Origin of the sequence: Streptomyces sp. MBT65, assembly GCF_016612545.1 — a bacterium.
GTDB lineage: Bacteria > Actinomycetota > Actinomycetes > Streptomycetales > Streptomycetaceae > Streptomyces.
The window spans coordinates 1-13,701 of sequence record NZ_JAENRY010000077.1; the positions used below are offsets into that span (position 1 = coordinate 1).

15 protein-coding genes are annotated in these 13,701 nt (G+C 72.1%); 8 read left to right on the forward strand and 7 right to left on the reverse strand.

Going from position 1 to position 13,701, the window contains the following annotated elements; translation table 11 throughout:
* Window positions 1–43: 43 nt before the first annotated feature.
* From JHN63_RS18995 to JHN63_RS19010, 4 genes are read right to left on the reverse strand one after another with little or no spacing between them, the layout of a single operon-like run.
* Window positions 44–1,378, reverse strand: a complete 1,335-nt coding sequence (locus tag JHN63_RS18995; protein ID WP_200682277.1) for an O-antigen ligase — start codon at window positions 1,376–1,378, stop codon at window positions 44–46.
* Window positions 1,379–1,381: 3 nt separating this feature from the next.
* Window positions 1,382–2,803: an exopolysaccharide biosynthesis polyprenyl glycosylphosphotransferase gene (locus tag JHN63_RS19000; protein WP_200682278.1), complete on the reverse strand. Its 1,422-nt coding sequence runs from the start codon at window positions 2,801–2,803 to the stop codon at window positions 1,382–1,384.
* Window positions 2,800–3,975 carry a glycosyltransferase gene (locus JHN63_RS19005; protein WP_200682279.1) on the reverse strand — a complete coding sequence of 392 codons (1,176 nt, stop codon included), beginning with the start codon at window positions 3,973–3,975 and terminating at the stop codon, window positions 2,800–2,802. The genes JHN63_RS19000 and JHN63_RS19005 overlap by 4 nt, the downstream gene beginning before the upstream one ends.
* A gap of 54 nt (window positions 3,976–4,029) precedes the next feature.
* Window positions 4,030–5,115: a DUF3344 domain-containing protein gene (locus JHN63_RS19010; protein ID WP_200682280.1), complete on the reverse strand. Its 1,086-nt coding sequence runs from the start codon at window positions 5,113–5,115 to the stop codon at window positions 4,030–4,032.
* Between the two features lie 254 nt (window positions 5,116–5,369).
* Between JHN63_RS19010 and chpG the strand changes: the two genes are divergently transcribed.
* The 7 genes from chpG to JHN63_RS19045 all read left to right on the forward strand — a co-directional run bounded on the left by chpG (window position 5,370) and on the right by JHN63_RS19045 (window position 10,008).
* A complete protein-coding gene (gene chpG, locus JHN63_RS19015; RefSeq protein WP_019065678.1) occupies window positions 5,370–5,609 on the forward strand; it encodes a chaplin ChpG in 240 nt (79 codons plus the stop codon).
* 261 nt (window positions 5,610–5,870) lie between these two features.
* Entirely contained in the window at window positions 5,871–6,641 is a 771-nt protein-coding gene (locus tag JHN63_RS52770) for a hypothetical protein (RefSeq protein ID WP_234477360.1), read from the forward strand.
* 324 nt (window positions 6,642–6,965) lie between these two features.
* A complete protein-coding gene (locus JHN63_RS19025; RefSeq protein WP_200682282.1) occupies window positions 6,966–7,256 on the forward strand; it encodes a hypothetical protein in 291 nt (96 codons plus the stop codon).
* Between the two features lie 127 nt (window positions 7,257–7,383).
* Window positions 7,384–7,881, forward strand: coding sequence for a DUF5949 family protein (locus JHN63_RS19030; protein WP_200682283.1), 498 nt, complete (start codon window positions 7,384–7,386; stop codon window positions 7,879–7,881).
* A 163-nt stretch (window positions 7,882–8,044) separates the two neighbouring features.
* Window positions 8,045–8,560 (forward strand): hypothetical protein, encoded by a 516-nt coding sequence (locus JHN63_RS19035; protein WP_200682284.1) that lies wholly within the window; start codon window positions 8,045–8,047, stop codon window positions 8,558–8,560.
* A 154-nt stretch (window positions 8,561–8,714) separates the two neighbouring features.
* Window positions 8,715–9,158: a tyrosinase family oxidase copper chaperone gene (locus tag JHN63_RS19040; protein ID WP_200682285.1), complete on the forward strand. Its 444-nt coding sequence runs from the start codon at window positions 8,715–8,717 to the stop codon at window positions 9,156–9,158.
* Complete coding sequence (locus JHN63_RS19045; RefSeq protein ID WP_200682286.1) at window positions 9,142–10,008, forward strand: tyrosinase family protein; 867 nt, start codon at window positions 9,142–9,144, stop codon at window positions 10,006–10,008. Before JHN63_RS19040 ends, JHN63_RS19045 begins: the two co-directional genes overlap by 17 nt.
* A 102-nt stretch (window positions 10,009–10,110) precedes the next feature.
* On the opposite strand, the gene JHN63_RS19050 is transcribed toward JHN63_RS19045, so the two are convergent.
* Window positions 10,111–10,413 carry a chaplin gene (locus tag JHN63_RS19050; RefSeq protein ID WP_019065672.1) on the reverse strand — a complete coding sequence of 101 codons (303 nt, stop codon included), beginning with the start codon at window positions 10,411–10,413 and terminating at the stop codon, window positions 10,111–10,113.
* 196 nt (window positions 10,414–10,609) lie between these two features.
* Between JHN63_RS19050 and JHN63_RS19055 the strand changes: the two genes are divergently transcribed.
* Window positions 10,610–11,149, forward strand: a complete 540-nt coding sequence (locus JHN63_RS19055; protein ID WP_200682287.1) for a DUF2087 domain-containing protein — start codon at window positions 10,610–10,612, stop codon at window positions 11,147–11,149.
* A 1-nt stretch (window position 11,150) separates the two neighbouring features.
* Here JHN63_RS19055 and JHN63_RS19060 read toward each other — a convergent pair whose 3' ends face one another.
* Complete coding sequence (locus JHN63_RS19060) at window positions 11,151–12,110, reverse strand: D-2-hydroxyacid dehydrogenase family protein (protein WP_200682288.1); 960 nt, start codon at window positions 12,108–12,110, stop codon at window positions 11,151–11,153.
* Between the two features lie 34 nt (window positions 12,111–12,144).
* On the reverse strand, window positions 12,145–13,677 hold the full coding sequence (locus JHN63_RS19065; protein WP_200682289.1) for an APC family permease: 1,533 nt from the start codon (window positions 13,675–13,677) through the stop codon (window positions 12,145–12,147).
* Window positions 13,678–13,701 lie beyond the last annotated feature (24 nt).

Sequence of the window (13,701 nt, forward strand, 5' to 3'; positions counted from 1 at the left end):
ATTGATACAGCCTCGCGCCCCTTTGGGGCGCTCCCGGTCACCGTCATTGGATCGCGGCCTCTGTCCTGGGCACGTACACCGAAGCCGCTGGAGGAAGTCGCTTCTCCTCGTTCGCTCCCACCAACGACCACCACGCCGCCACCCCGAACACCACCGCCGTCAGGACCGTCGACGGGCCGCCGATGTCGGCGTACATGAAGTCGATGAGTTGCCAGGTCAGGAGGCCCGTGGAGACCAGGGCGCAGTCGAGGCCGGGGAGTTGGGTGCGGTGGACGCGGAGGAGGCCGCGCAGGGCGCAGGTCAGCAGGGCCAGCCAGCTGCCGGCCAGGGTGAGGAGGCCGAGGAGGCCCTGCTCGCTCAGGACCAGGAGGTACATGTTGTGGGGGGAGAGCAGGGGCTGCTTGAGGTACCCGGCGCCCGCGCCGTCGGTGTCGCTGCCCGAGGACAGGGCCAACGAGGCGTGGCCGTCGCGGTGTTCGGGGAAGCCCTTCAACCCGACGCCGGTCAGCGGGTGTTCGCGCCACATCGCGGTGGCCGCCGCCCACATGGTGTACCGGTCGACCACCGACTGGTCGGGCGCGTCGGTGACTTGGGTGATGCTGCTGATCCGCTCCTGGAGCATCGCCGTACCGACGCCGAAGCCGCCGACCAGGACGATGCCCGCAGCCGCGACGGCCGCCGCGATCTTCAGCGCGCGGCGCAGTCCGGCCAGGGCGAGTTGGATCGCGCAGGTCGCGGCCGTCGCGATCCACGCGCCCCGGCTGAAGGACAGGGCGAGCGGGACGAGCAGGCCGAAGGCGCACGCGGCGGCAACTGCCCGCTGCCGGGCGTCGTTCCGGCCCAGGGCGAGGGCGAGCGCGCAGATCAGGCCGAAGGACACGACCGTCGCCATGCCCATCACGTCGGTCGGTCCGAAGGTGCCGACGGCGCGGATGTCCTCGCCCTGGTAGGAGGCACCGGTCGCGGTGACGTACTGCTTGACGCCGATCGCCCCCTGCCAGCCGGCGAGTGCGACGAACGACCAGGCCAGCAGGCGGAAGTCGCGTCGGTCGCGGACGAGGAGGACGACCGCGGCCGGGACGAGGACGAAGATCTGGAGGTAGCGGCCCAGACCGCTGAGGCCCGCGCCCGGTGAGGACGCGCCCATCGCGGCGATGGAGAGGCCGAGGACCGGAAGTCCCATGACCGCTACGGCCGTTGGGGTCAATGGGCGGCTGCGGTCCCGGAGCTGGCGGATCGCGCAGTACAGCACCACCAGGCCGGAGACCGCGTCCGCGGGGCCCGCACCGCCCTCGCCCGGGACGAGGGGCAGGCCGAGCAGGGCGATCACGGCGACGACGGGCAGGACGGGCGCGAACGTGCGGACTCGGTGGTTCACGGCTCAGCTCCCGGTCGGACGGACGAGCGCGGTGACCGTGCGGGCCAGGATGCAGATGTCCTGCCACAGCGACCAGTTGTCGATGTACGCGTTGTCGAACCGGCAGCGGTCCTCGATCGAGGTGTCGCCGCGCAGCCCGTGGATCTGGGCGAGGCCGGTGATGCCGGTCTGCATCCGGTGGCGGGCCGCGTAGCCGGGATAGGTCCGGCTGAACTCCGCGACGAAGTACGGGCGTTCGGGGCGCGGGCCGACCAGGCTCATGTCGCCCCGGAACACGTTCCAGAGCTGGAGCAGCTCGTCCAGCGAGGTCTCGCGCAGGAAGCGGCAGAAGCGGCTCATCTGGAGTTCGCCCGCGACGCTCCAGCGGGTCGCCGCCTCGTGCTCGTCGACCGGGCGGTGGGTGCGGAACTTGAGGAGCGTGAAGGGGCGGCCGTCCTTGCCGATGCGCTCCTGGCGGAAGACGACGCCGGGTCCGTCGGTGAGGCGCAGGACCGTCGCGCAGAGCAGGAGGAGAGGACTGACCAGGAGGAGCAGGGTGCCCGAGGTCAGGACGTCCAGGGTCCGCTTGCCGAGGCTGCCCCGTCTGCGGGAGCCCAACTCCAGCCGCCTACAGGCGAATCCGGCGAGCTGGTCGCGCATCTCGTACGAGGGCGAGTCGGCGTCCACCTCCCAGACCGTGCAGCCCGACTCCGCCAACGCCCGCAGCAGCGGCCCGCGTTCGGACCGTACGGAGGGATGCACGGTGAGGACGGCCCGGACGCCGTTCTGGATGAGGGCGCGCTCGACCTCCTCGCCGGTGGTCAGGACGGGCAACCCCTCGGTGCCGTCCGGGTGTTCGGCGACGATCCCGACCGGTTCCACCCCGCACTTCGGGTGCCGCAGCACCGCCGCGGCCACGCGCTGCGCGGTCGTCGCCGGGCCGATCACCAGGGCGGTGCGCGGGCGGCTGAGCAGGGCCTTGCGGCGGTGCAGGTGCACCGCGCCGCGGGTCACGCAACCGGCCGCCGTCTGGAGGGCGAAGCCCAGCAGCAGGGTGCGCGCGGACAGCGCGCGGTCCGGGTCGTAGGCCGCGGTGAGGGTGCCGAGCGCGAGCCACGCGACCGCGATCCGCCCGCAGACGGCGGGCAGTTCGTCGAGCACGCGCGGTACGGCCCGGGGCAGATGCGGGCGCAGCAGTATCGACCCGGCGATCAGCAGCGCCACCAGCAGCGGCCGGCGCTGCCCGCCGGTCAGCGCGAGGGCGCCCACCAGGGCGGCGGTGAGGTCCGCGCCGAGCAGCGGCAGCGGTGAGGCCGTCCGCGCGGCCGGGCGGCGAACCGGGAACCGGAAACCGCCGCCGGTGCGGCGGGGGATGACCGAGACGTTCGAGAATCCGTGGTCCCGTGGCTGTCCGCCGGGGGAGGGGACGGTGCTTTCCGCGGTCACGAGTGGATGGACTCCCTGCACTCGGTGGGCACGACCGGCTCGGCGCCGAGCAGGTCGCGGTAGACGTCCGCGACCGCCTCGGCGGCCTGCCGCACGTCGTGCGTGGACTGGACGTACCGGCGTCCCTGGTGGCCGAGGGACTCGCGCAGCAGCGGGTCGAGCAGCAGCTCGGCGACGGCCCCGGACAGGACCGCCGGGTTCTCGGCCGGGACGAGGCAGCGCGGGGCGAGTTTGGGGGGCAGGCTCTCGCGGGCGCCGGCCACATCGGTGACGACGACGGGACGCCCGCAGGCCATCGCCTCCAGCGGGGCCAGCGCCATGCCCTCCCAGCGGGAGGGCAGCACCACCAGGTCGGCGGCCTGGTACCAGGGCACGGCATCGGCGACCGCGCCCGCGAACAGCACGGATTCCGGGGCGAGTCGGCGCAGCGCGGCCCGGTCGGGTCCGTCGCCGACGAGCACGAGCCGCGCCTTCGGCACCCGCCGGACCACCTCGTCCCACGCGCTCAGCAGGACGTCCTGACCCTTCTGCCGGCACAGCCGCCCCACGCACACCACCAGCGGCGCGGCCGGATCGACCCCGGCGAGCTGCTCGATCCCGGCCCGTACGGTGTCCACGGCGGCCGGGTGGAAGCGCCCGGTGTCGATCCCGTTCGGGATGACGCTCCAGCGGCCCCGGACCCCGGCCCGCAGCCCGGTCGTGCGCTCCGCCTCGCTCACGCACACCGTCCGGGTGGCCCACCGCGCGCCCCACCGCTCCCAGCCGACGGCGAGCGCGGCGGTGACCCCGCCAACCGCCTCGAACGACCAGGCGTGCGGCTGGAACACGGTCGGGATCCGCCCCCGCACGGCGAGTCGCCCGGCCAGCCCGGCCTTCGCGCTGTGCGCGTGCACCAGATCGGGCCGCACCTCCGCGACCACCCGGGCGAGCCGCCGCACCTCGGAGACGAGCGCGGGCCCCGGCGACCGCGTGGCCTGCCACCGTCGTACGTCGGCGCCGAGCGCCCTGACCCCGTCCGCGAGCGAGCCGCCGTCGGGGCAGGCGACCGTGACGTGCAGGCCGGAGGCGAGCTGGGCCCGCGTCAGATCCATGACGACACGGGCGACCCCGGCGTCCACGGGCTGGGCGAGGTGCAGGACCCGTGGCCGAGGGTCGGTTGCTGGCTGGTGCATTGCGCGGTTTCCTCGCTCACGGGTGGCGCTCGGGACTGCGGGCGGGAACGCGCCTCACTGCTGGGCGTCGACGGCGACGAAGAGCGCCCCGAACCACGCCGCGTCCCGCTGGGAAACGAGCCGGAAGGCCAGCTGGTCACCGCCCGGCCGCAGCGCCTTCCCGAGATCGAACACATCGGAGTCGTAGCCGAGCGTGTTCGCATACGCGGGCGCACGCTCCGAAGGCGCCGCCCCCGGCTCGCTGATCGTGGAATTCAGCACGTCGTCACGGGGATTGGCACCGTCGCCGAGCGGGATGGCGTTCGTACGACCGGTCGAGAGCGTGAGCGAATCCCCGGTACGGCCGCGATCCCCGTTGTACGCCACCACGCCCGCGCGTCCCCCGGCGTGCGCGGGCGTGCGCAGGGCGCGCAGCCGGATCTCCGCGCCGGTACGGGAGTCCATCGTGTCGAAGCCGTCCCACAGCTCCAGCCGGCGCAGCGGCTCCTGCGCCTTCTCGTACGCCACGACGAGCGTCCAGCCGCCCCAGGCACCGGCCGCCGACTTCCCCATCGCCGTGTTGATCTGGGCCACGGTGTAGAGGCCCGGACCACTCTCCCGGACCAGCCCGGTGACGTCCGCCGAGGCCTGGAACGCGTCCGCGCCGCCCGCCACCCGATGCCCGACGACCGTGTCCGCGCGCACTTCCTTGTAGTCGCCGCCGGGCTCCGCGACCAGCACCCGCCCGTTGTCCTTGGGCGGCTTCTGCTCGCCCACGCGGAGGTTGCCGCCCCAGTACAGGCGCGCGTACGTGGCTCGGGCGCCCTCGGGCAACCGGACCTCCGCGCGGGAGGAGTTGTAGGTGTTCGGGTCGCGGTCGACGTCGACGTAGAACATGTCGAAGTCGCCGTTGGCGGCGTCGGCCGACTGCCCCTCTCGTACCGCCGGGCAGGCGGCCGAGGTCGTGCGGCAGCTGATGGAGGTGTTGGCCGCGCGGACGATGCCACCGTGCTGGAGCGCGGAAAAGCGCTGCGCGAACGGGACGCGCCCCGACTCGGCGGGCGGGGCGGATGCTCCGGAGGCGGCCGGGGCCCAGATCGTGACGAGGGCGAGAGCGCCCGTCGACGCCCGGCGCAGCAGCGGACCCAGGGAATTGCGCATGACCGGAGTTGCCCTTTCGGGAAGCACGGCCCCTATGTGCGATGTGATGGCTATAGGGGTACTTCGGGAGGTGCGCAACACTAGTGGCTATCCGGATTAATCCCGCGAAACGTGACAAGTGTGTCGGAATGGTGAAGTTCGGCCTTGTCGCGGATCACCCCATTGGCGGCACAACCCCTGTGGGCGCCGCGCGTTGACACAGCGCCGGGCATCCCCGCCCGGATGTTTGTTTCAACCCCAAGGAGCACCTCTCCATGTCGCGTATCGCGAAGGGCCTGGTCCTGACCTCCGTTGCCGCCGCCGCCATGGCGGGCACCGCCGGCATCGCCGCCGCGGACAGCGACGCGCACGGCGCTGCCGCCCACTCCCCGGGCGTGCTGTCGGGCAACGTCGTGCAGGTCCCGGTTCACATCCCGGTCAACGTCTGCGGCAACACCGTCAACGTCATCGGCCTGCTGAACCCGGCCTTCGGCAACACCTGCGTCAACGACTGACGTCCGCGCGCATCCCTTCGGCCGGCCGTTCTCCCGTGGTGTCTCCACGGGGGGACGGCCGGTCGGCGTTCGGCGGTGTTGCCCCGAATGGGCGGTAGCCGTGCCGGTCCGGTGCTGCGGTCTTGACATGGCCCTCACCAGGCACGACGTCGACCGTACGGCTGACGGACGGTCACCCGGCGCGTTCGACCGGTTGCAGATGGTGGTGAGCGCTTTCACGGTGGGCTCAAGATCCGAAGCACCACCGAAAGGAACACCCCCATGCGTGGTCTGCCCGCACGGCGCATCGCGTCCTCCGTGCTCTGTGCCACCGTCCTGATCGGAATCGCCGGCCCCGCGGCCGTCGCCGCCGACAACGACTCGGCGCGGAAGCACGTCCACGCCGCGTCGAGCGTGCCGGTCCCTGGAGCTGACGGGCTGCTCGCCCAGGTCAAGGGCCTCGGCGACACCGCCAGCGTGCTCACCCCGGTCACCGACCTGCTGAACCAGGTGCTCAAGGCCGACAACGGCCAGCTCTCCGCCGACCAGGCGCAGAAGCTCGGCGACACCGTCAACCAGGCCGTCGCCAAGATCACCGCGGCGGCACCGGCCGCTCCGGCGGTCCCGGCAGCCCCGGCGGTTCCCGCGGCGCCGGCCGTACCCGCCGTACCCGCTGTTCCGGCGACGCCCGCCCTGCCCGCCACCCCCGCGCTCCCCGCGACGCCGGCCCTGCCCGCGCTCCCGAAGAGCGGCGACGACTCCAAGGGCCGGGCCAAGGCACCCGCCGACCTCGCCGGCGACGCCCTCGCCTCCCTGCAGAAAGCGGTCGCCACACTGCTCGCGGCGGTCACCTCCGGCGATGTCTCCGGGGTCGTCCCGGCGGTCACCGGTGTGGTGACGGGCCTTGTCAACGTGGTCGCGGCCACGCTGCTCGGCGCGGGCCTGCCCGCACCGAGCCTGCCGGGCCTGCCGTCGCTGCCGTCCACCTCCTCGCTTCCGGCGGTGCCCGCGGTCCCGGCCGCTCCGGCGCTGCCCGCGCTTCCGGGAGTGTGACGCGAACGGTCGCAGAGACGTCGTAGAGCAGTCGTAGAACAGTCCGCAGGTCAGTCGTAGAACAGTCCGCGGAGAAGTCGTGGCGCAGTCCGCGGAGCTGTCGTAGAACGGCCGTCGGGTCGGTCCTTTTCGGGATCGGGTCGGCGGCCTTTTCCGCTGTACGGCCCTTTCATATGAGGATGGGAAACGCCGATGAGACACCCGCTGCATTCGAGTGGGGCAGCAGAAACTTTCTGCGCACGGGGTTTCCGGCCCGGCCGGAACTCGTTACACAGGGCGACAGAATTCCCTCTGGTGACATGAGTTGCCGAAGAAAGGAACGCGATGAAGTCCCTGAAGGCTGCCGCTGTCGTTGCCGGGTCGCTCGCCCTCGCCGGTGCCGCCGCGCCCGCGTTCGCCTACAGCCCCGCCGATGTGACGCCCACCAGCCTCACCGGCGCTGTCAACACCCTCACCAGTGGTCAGCTCCAGCCCGCCGACGTGATGCCGCTGCAGCACCAGTCGGACGCGCTCGACACCGAGAACAAGGGCTCCGCGCTCAACACCGTCAAGGGTGCGACCGCCGCGCTGAACCAGCACAACCCGCTGCTCGGCGGTCTGCCGCTGCAGGGCTGAGTTTCTCCGGTGGTGTTCGAGGGGCGTCGCGAGGCGTCCCTCGTTCGTGTGGCGGGTCGACCGCGCCATCGGCCGGACGGGTGAGAACGCGTCAGGTGGCCTTCCGGCCCGTCGATAAGGTCGCGCGGTGACCTCAACCTCAAGCGAAACGCGCCCCTTCCGCGTCGCCGACCTCGGCACCCTCGTCGTCCTGGCGTGGAGCGGCGAGGCCCCCGACGGGGACATGCCCTATCTCCTCGCCTACACCCTGGGCGACGCCGCGGACGGCCCCGAGGCCGCCACCGCCGCCGTGGAACGGCTGCTGACCGACAACGGACTCCCGGTCGGCGGCAACGTCGTCGACGGCGCGAGCAAGCCCAGTCTGCCGATCACGATGCTCGTCGAGTCCGGGCAGGCCGTCCTCAACATGCCGCAGCTCAACGCGCAGTGCGTGCCGCCGCCCGAGTGGCTCGCGGCGGTCGGCGAACGCGGCTTCGCCTACCTGGTGTTCACCACCCGCCCGTGGCCCGAGGCCGAACCGGGCAAGCCCGTCACCCCCGAGGCGCTGGCCGAGTTCGCCGGCTCCGAGGAGACACTGAACGCCGCCGCGCACATCATCCTGCCCGCCCGCAGCCTGCGCGGCTGACGACCGGACAGCGGGCGGGAATTGCCGGTTCCGGCCCGCTGGCAGGAATTCCGGAAAGCTGACTACTACGGCACTCGGGGGAATCTTGAACTGATGTCCTTCCCGGCCTCGTTACCCGGTCAGCACGCAGAGCCTCCGAATTCCGAAAGGGACCGTACTCGAGATGAAGTCGACCACCCGAGGAACCATCGCCGCCGTCATCACGGCCGTGGCGGCCGCGGCCGGCGCCGCCGCCACCCCCGCCGCCGCGCTCGGCACGGTTCCCGTGCCCGTGCCGCTGGGGGGCGCGGAGAGCGCCCTCGGCATGGAACTCCCCAAGCTGGGCGGGGAGATCCCGGTGCCCATGCCGGGCTCGCCCGAGGGCCCGCGCTATGTCGAGGGCCGGCTCATCCCGGAGCACGCGCTGCCCCAACTCCCGGTCCACGGCGGCCTGCCCGGCGTCGGTCTGCGCGCCCCGCTGCCGCACGTCCTCGGCGACGGCTTCGACCACCTCGGCGTCAGTACGCCCGCCTCCGACCTGCGCACGCTGGCGCCGGGCCTGGGCGTGGACCTCCCGCTGACCCCGCCCAACCCCGACAACTTCGGTCTCCCGGACCTGAAGGCGCCGCAGGTGGGCGTCCTGGCACCGGTCCTTCAGACCGTGCCCGGGGCGGACCTGGTCACGGGGGCCGGCCTGTAGGCCGTAGTCACGAACAGGCCGTAGCCACGCGTGGACAAGGGCCCGGGTCGGGCGACCCGGGCCCTTCCGCATGCCGGGGTGCCGCGGACGGTGACCGGGCGGGGGGTCGGACGGTTAGCCCCTCGAACGAGCCGAACGGACGAGGGAGTTGGCCATGAGCGTGAGCGTCGGTGGAGTGTCCGTGGGCCGGGAGCCGGTGAGACCGGGGCCGGTGCGCAGGACGCGGCGGGAGGCGCTGCGCGGGGTGTTCGGCGCCGCCCTCGCCCTGGCGCTGGTGCCCGTCGTCGCGGCCTCCCGGCCCACCCGCTCCGGCGAGGACCCCGGGGACACCGCCTTCGACGAGACGTACCGGGGCCGCCGTATCCGAGGTGTCCTCAAGGACGGCTGGCAGGTGACGGTCGACGGCCGGCCGCTGCATCTCATGCGGCGCGCCGACGGCACCTGGCTGAGCATGGTCGACCACTACCGCTCGTATCCCACCGCGCTGGAGGCGACCCGCGCGGCTGTCGACGAGCTGAGCCCCGGCCGTGAACTGCGCGAGGCGGACGGTCCGACGGAGCAGATGCACATGGGGGGAGACCATGGCGTACACGCGTAAGGACGTCAGCACACTCACGGCCGCCGAGAAGCGGCGGTTCGTGGCGGCGCTGCTGGAGGTCAAACGGCGGGGCGAGTACGACGAGTTCGTGCGCACCCACATCGAGTTCTTCGTGCCCGACGGGGAGTACGGGCTGCGCTCCGCGCACATGGCGCCCTCCTTCCTGCCCTGGCACCGGCAGTTCCTGCTGGACCTGGAGCGGGCGCTGCGCAGGGTCGACTCCTCGGTGACGGTGCCCTATTGGGACTGGACGCGGGACCGCTCCGCGACCGCCCTGCCCTGGACCAAGGATCTGCTCGGCGGCACCGGGCGGCGCTCCGACCACCAGGTGACGACCGGGCCGTTCGCCTACGCGGCGGGCAAGTGGAAGATCACGGAGAACATCACCGACGAGCCGTACCTCACCCGGGACCTGGGCCGGGCCGGCGCCCCGATCGCGCTGCCGACGAAGAGCGACCTGGACGGGGCGCTCGCCGATCCCGTCTACGACGTCTCGCCCTGGGACTCGACCTGCCGCACGGGGTTCCGCAACCGGCTCGAAGGGTGGGGCACCGGGTCCGGCAGCGCGTCCTGGCGCAACCACAACCGGGTCCACAAGTGGGTCGGCGGCGTGATGCTCGGCGGCGCCTCCGTCAACGACCCCGTCTTCTGGCTCCACCACGCCTTCATCGACCTCCAGTGGACGCGCTGGCAGAACAGGCACCGCGGCGCCCGCTACCTCCCGGCGAGGCCGCCGGGGCCGGGCGACGACCAGGAGGGGCGGGTCGTGGCACGGCAGGAGCGGATGCCGCCGTGGGACGTGACACCGGAGCGACTGGAGGACGTCAGCAGTATTTATCGCTACGGCTGACGCGATGATCCGCTACGGCTGACCGGTCGCGGACACGGGGAGAGCCCCGGCGCCTGAGGTGCCGGGGCTCTTCGCGTACGTCCGTCCGCGTGTGCGGTCGAATCAGTGGCCGTAGCCGTTGTCGCCGTAGCCGCCGGGGCCGGGGTGGCCGCCCTTGCCGTGGTCGCTCACGTTGGCGCAGGTGTTGCCGAAGGCGGGGTTCAGCAGGCCGATCACGCTGATGGTGTTGCCGCAGACGTTGACCGGGATGTGGACCGGGACCTGCACGACGTTGCCCGACAGGACGCCGGGCGAACCGACGGCCGCACCCTGCGCGCCCGCGTCCGCCATGGCCAGGCCGGCGCCGCCGAGCGCCACAGCACCCGTGCCGAGGGCGACCACGGCCGCCTTCGCGATGCGAGACATCACGTTCTCCTTTGGTTCGAGGAGTGCGACGGCAGGACGCGCCACCGCACTTCGAGTTCAACGCCGCGGCGCAGGGCTGGTAACGGCGACAGCGCCGCGATCACCTTTTTGAACTGGACTTCGAGCGCCGGGCGCGGATGTTCGACGGCCGGAAATTCGGTGCCCCCGGCGGGTGGGTGTCCACTAATCTCCCGGCATGGCAACCGACCAACTGTTCCGTCTGTTCGCCGAGCAGAACCGGGTGCGCGCCTTCGCGGCGGTCGCCCTGGGCGCGGAGACCTCCGAGCAGGTCGCCGAGGTGGCGGGCCTGACCCCGAAGGGCACGGCCCTCGCCCTGCTCAAGCTGCGCGAACAGGGCGTGCTGAAGACCATGGACGACGGCGAACTGCGCGTCGACTACGACCTGTTCAAGAAGCTCGCGCGGCAGGACGAGGAGCCCGTCGACGAGAGCCCGGTCACCGGCGACGAGCACACCGACATGATCCTGCGCACCTTCGTCCGCAGCGGCCGGCTGGTTCGCCTCCCGGCCCAGTGGGCCCGCAAGCAGGTGGTGCTCCAGTACATCGCCGAGCAGACCTTCACCCCCGGCGTCGAGTACCCCGAGCGGATCGTCAACGAGAAGCTGCGCGCCTGGTGCGAGGACGGAGAGGTCGACCATGTGACGCTCCGCCGGTACCTGGTGGACCTGCGCCATCTGGGGCGGGGCGACGGCATCTACCGGCGCATCGAGGCGTGACCTACGGCAGCTGTCGTACGGGTGAGCCCGCCAGGTAGGCCTGGATGTTCTCGACCGCCTGGCCGTAGTACGTCGTGTAGTTGGCGTGCGACACATAGCCGAGGTGCGGGGTCGCGAGCAGGCGGGGTGCCGTGCGGAACGGGTGGTCGGCGGGGAGGGGTTCGAGGTCGAAGACGTCGAGTCCGGCGCCGGCGACACGGCCCTCGTGGAGGGCGGCGAGCAGGGCGTCCTGGTCGACGATCGCCGCGCGTGAGGTGTTGACCAGATACGCGGTGGGCTTGAGCAGGGCGAGTTCGGCGGGGCCGAGGAGACCGCGGGTGCGGTCGCCGAGGGCGAGGTGGACCGAGACGAAGTCGCTGTCCGCGAGCAACTCCTCCTTGGACGCGGCGAGTTGCACGCCGACCTCGGCCGCGCGCTCCTTCGTGAGGTGCGCGCTCCACGCGGTGACGCGCATGCCGAAGGCCAGCCCGATGGCGGCGACCCGGCTGCCGATCTTGCCGAGGCCGAGCAGTCCGAGGGTACTGCCGTGCAGGTCGGCGCCGACCGTCCGCTGCCAAGGGCCGCCCGCGCGCAGGGAGTTGCTCTCCTCGACGATGCCGCGGGCCAGGCCCAGCAGCAGGGCCCAGGTCAGTTCGACGGGCGGGGTCGAGGAGCTGGCCGTACCGCACACGGTGACGCCGTGCGCCTGTGCGGCGGCGTAGTCGATGACCGTGTTGCGCATGCCGGAGGCGATCAGCAGCTTCAGCCGGGGGAGCCGGGCGAACAGCGAGGCGGGGAAGGGGACGCGCTCGCGCAGGGTGACGACGATGTCGGCGGTGGCGAGGGCGGCGGCCAACTCGCCCTCGCCGTCCAGGTGTTCACGCAGGCTCACGACCTCCACGGTGTCCTCGACCGGCGACCAGTCGGCGAGTCCGGTCGCGACGTTCTGGTAGTCGTCGAGGACAACACAGCGCAGGCGCACGGCGGTTCGGTTCCTTCGGTCGGGTCCGGGAAGGTCATTCCTTCGCGAGGGTAATCGCCTTGCGGGTCGGGCGGCCCAGGGCCCAGAAGAGGACGCCGAGGAGCATGAAGACGGCGAGCGGTACGGCCTCGGTGAGGAGGTACTGCCAGCGCTCGCCGTGGGTCCAGCCGTCCGGGAGGTAGTTGGCGCCGAACCACTGGTCGCCGGCCCCGGGAGCGATCAGCTGCACGCTCGCGAACAGGATGAGCGCGGTGAGGACCACGCTGATGGTGCGGGGGAAGGGCGCCTTGTAGGGGCGGGGGACGTCCGGGGCCTTGCGGCGCAGTACCGCGAGGGCCGGGAAGATGCCCAGGTAGCTGATGAGCGTGGTGGAGATGGCGAGGCCGAGGACGGCGCCGAAGAGCTTCGCCGCGCTGCCGTGGGTGAGTTGGTGGGCCAGGACCAGGACCAGGGTGGAGACCAGGCCGCTGAGGATGTTGACCCGCACCGGCGTCCCGAACCGGCTGGAGATGACGCCGAGGAAGCGGGGCGCGGCGCCGTCGTAGCCGGAGACGGCCAGGGCGCGGTCGGAGCCCATGACCCAGGTGACGCCCGAGGACAGCACCGTGAGGATGAACAGCACCGCCGCGATGTCCCCGAGGACCGTGCCGGCGCCGCTGCTGGTGACCGTGCCGTCGGCGGCCACGTCACCGCCGTAGACGGTGAAGACCTGGCGGATCGCGTCGAGGAAGCCGCCGAGGCCGGTGATGGCCTTGACCGGGAGGACGAGCAGGATGCCGAGGATGGGGAGGGCGTAGAGGAGTACGGAGAGGGCGGCGCTGCGGAAGATCGCGAACGGGACGTCCTTCTGCGCGTCGGTCATCTCGTCGCCGGCCGTGTTGGGCAGTTCGAAGCCGACGTAGTTGAACATCAGGACGGGCACCAGGCCGACGAAGCCCGCGTACGTCGGGGAGAAGTCGCCGGGGCCGAAGCCGTGCAGGCCGTGCTGGATGCCGTAGACGACGACGGTGATGGTGAACAGGCCGAGGAGGACGAAGCGGCTCCAGGCGCCGATGGTGGGGATCCACTTGCCGACGTCGAAGGAGAGGATCGCGGCGAGGACGCCCACCCAGATGAAGACGAGGGCGAAGACGTAGAAGGCCGGGGTGCTCAGGTCCTTGCCGTCGTTGAAGAAGGTGGTGAAGGCCGTGACGGCGGAGACGGCGAGGGTGCCGCCGAGCCATACCGGGTTGGTGATCCAGTACAGGAAGTTGTTGACGGCGCCCGCGAGGCGGCCGAAGGCCCGGCTGGTCCAGATGTAGGGGCCGCCCTCCTCGGGGAACGCGGCGCCGAGTTCGGCGGTCAGCAGCGCGGAGGGGATGAAGAACACCGCGGCCAGCACGATGAGCCAGGTGAACGCCTCGGCGCCGGACGAGGCGACCGTGCCGATGGTGTCGACGCCGACGATCGTGCAGAGGAGGAAGAAGAGGATGTCGAAACGGCCGAAGTGCTTGCGCAGCTTCTGCCGCTCCGACTGAGCCGATGCCGACGTCCCGGCCGGCTCGGAGGCGATCTGACCAGCGGCCACGGGGGCTCCTGCGGGGTGGGGAGG

Excerpts from the sequence above, each read along its gene's own strand:
- JHN63_RS19035 (WP_200682284.1), top strand. The coding sequence starts at position 8,045 with ATGAAGTCGACCACCCGAGGAACCATCGCCGCCGTCATCACGGCCGTG.
- JHN63_RS19040 (WP_200682285.1), top strand. The coding sequence starts at position 8,715 with ATGAGCGTGAGCGTCGGTGGAGTGTCCGTGGGCCGGGAGCCGGTGAGA.
- JHN63_RS19050 (WP_019065672.1), bottom strand. The coding sequence starts at position 10,413 with ATGTCTCGCATCGCGAAGGCGGCCGTGGTCGCCCTCGGCACGGGTGCT.
- JHN63_RS52770 (WP_234477360.1), top strand. The coding sequence starts at position 5,871 with ATGCGTGGTCTGCCCGCACGGCGCATCGCGTCCTCCGTGCTCTGTGCC.
- chpG (WP_019065678.1), top strand. The coding sequence starts at position 5,370 with ATGTCGCGTATCGCGAAGGGCCTGGTCCTGACCTCCGTTGCCGCCGCC.
- JHN63_RS19025 (WP_200682282.1), top strand. The coding sequence starts at position 6,966 with ATGAAGTCCCTGAAGGCTGCCGCTGTCGTTGCCGGGTCGCTCGCCCTC.
- JHN63_RS19045 (WP_200682286.1), top strand. The coding sequence starts at position 9,142 with ATGGCGTACACGCGTAAGGACGTCAGCACACTCACGGCCGCCGAGAAG.
- JHN63_RS19010 (WP_200682280.1), bottom strand. The coding sequence starts at position 5,115 with ATGCGCAATTCCCTGGGTCCGCTGCTGCGCCGGGCGTCGACGGGCGCT.
- JHN63_RS19055 (WP_200682287.1), top strand. The coding sequence starts at position 10,610 with ATGGCAACCGACCAACTGTTCCGTCTGTTCGCCGAGCAGAACCGGGTG.
- JHN63_RS19005 (WP_200682279.1), bottom strand. The coding sequence starts at position 3,975 with ATGCACCAGCCAGCAACCGACCCTCGGCCACGGGTCCTGCACCTCGCC.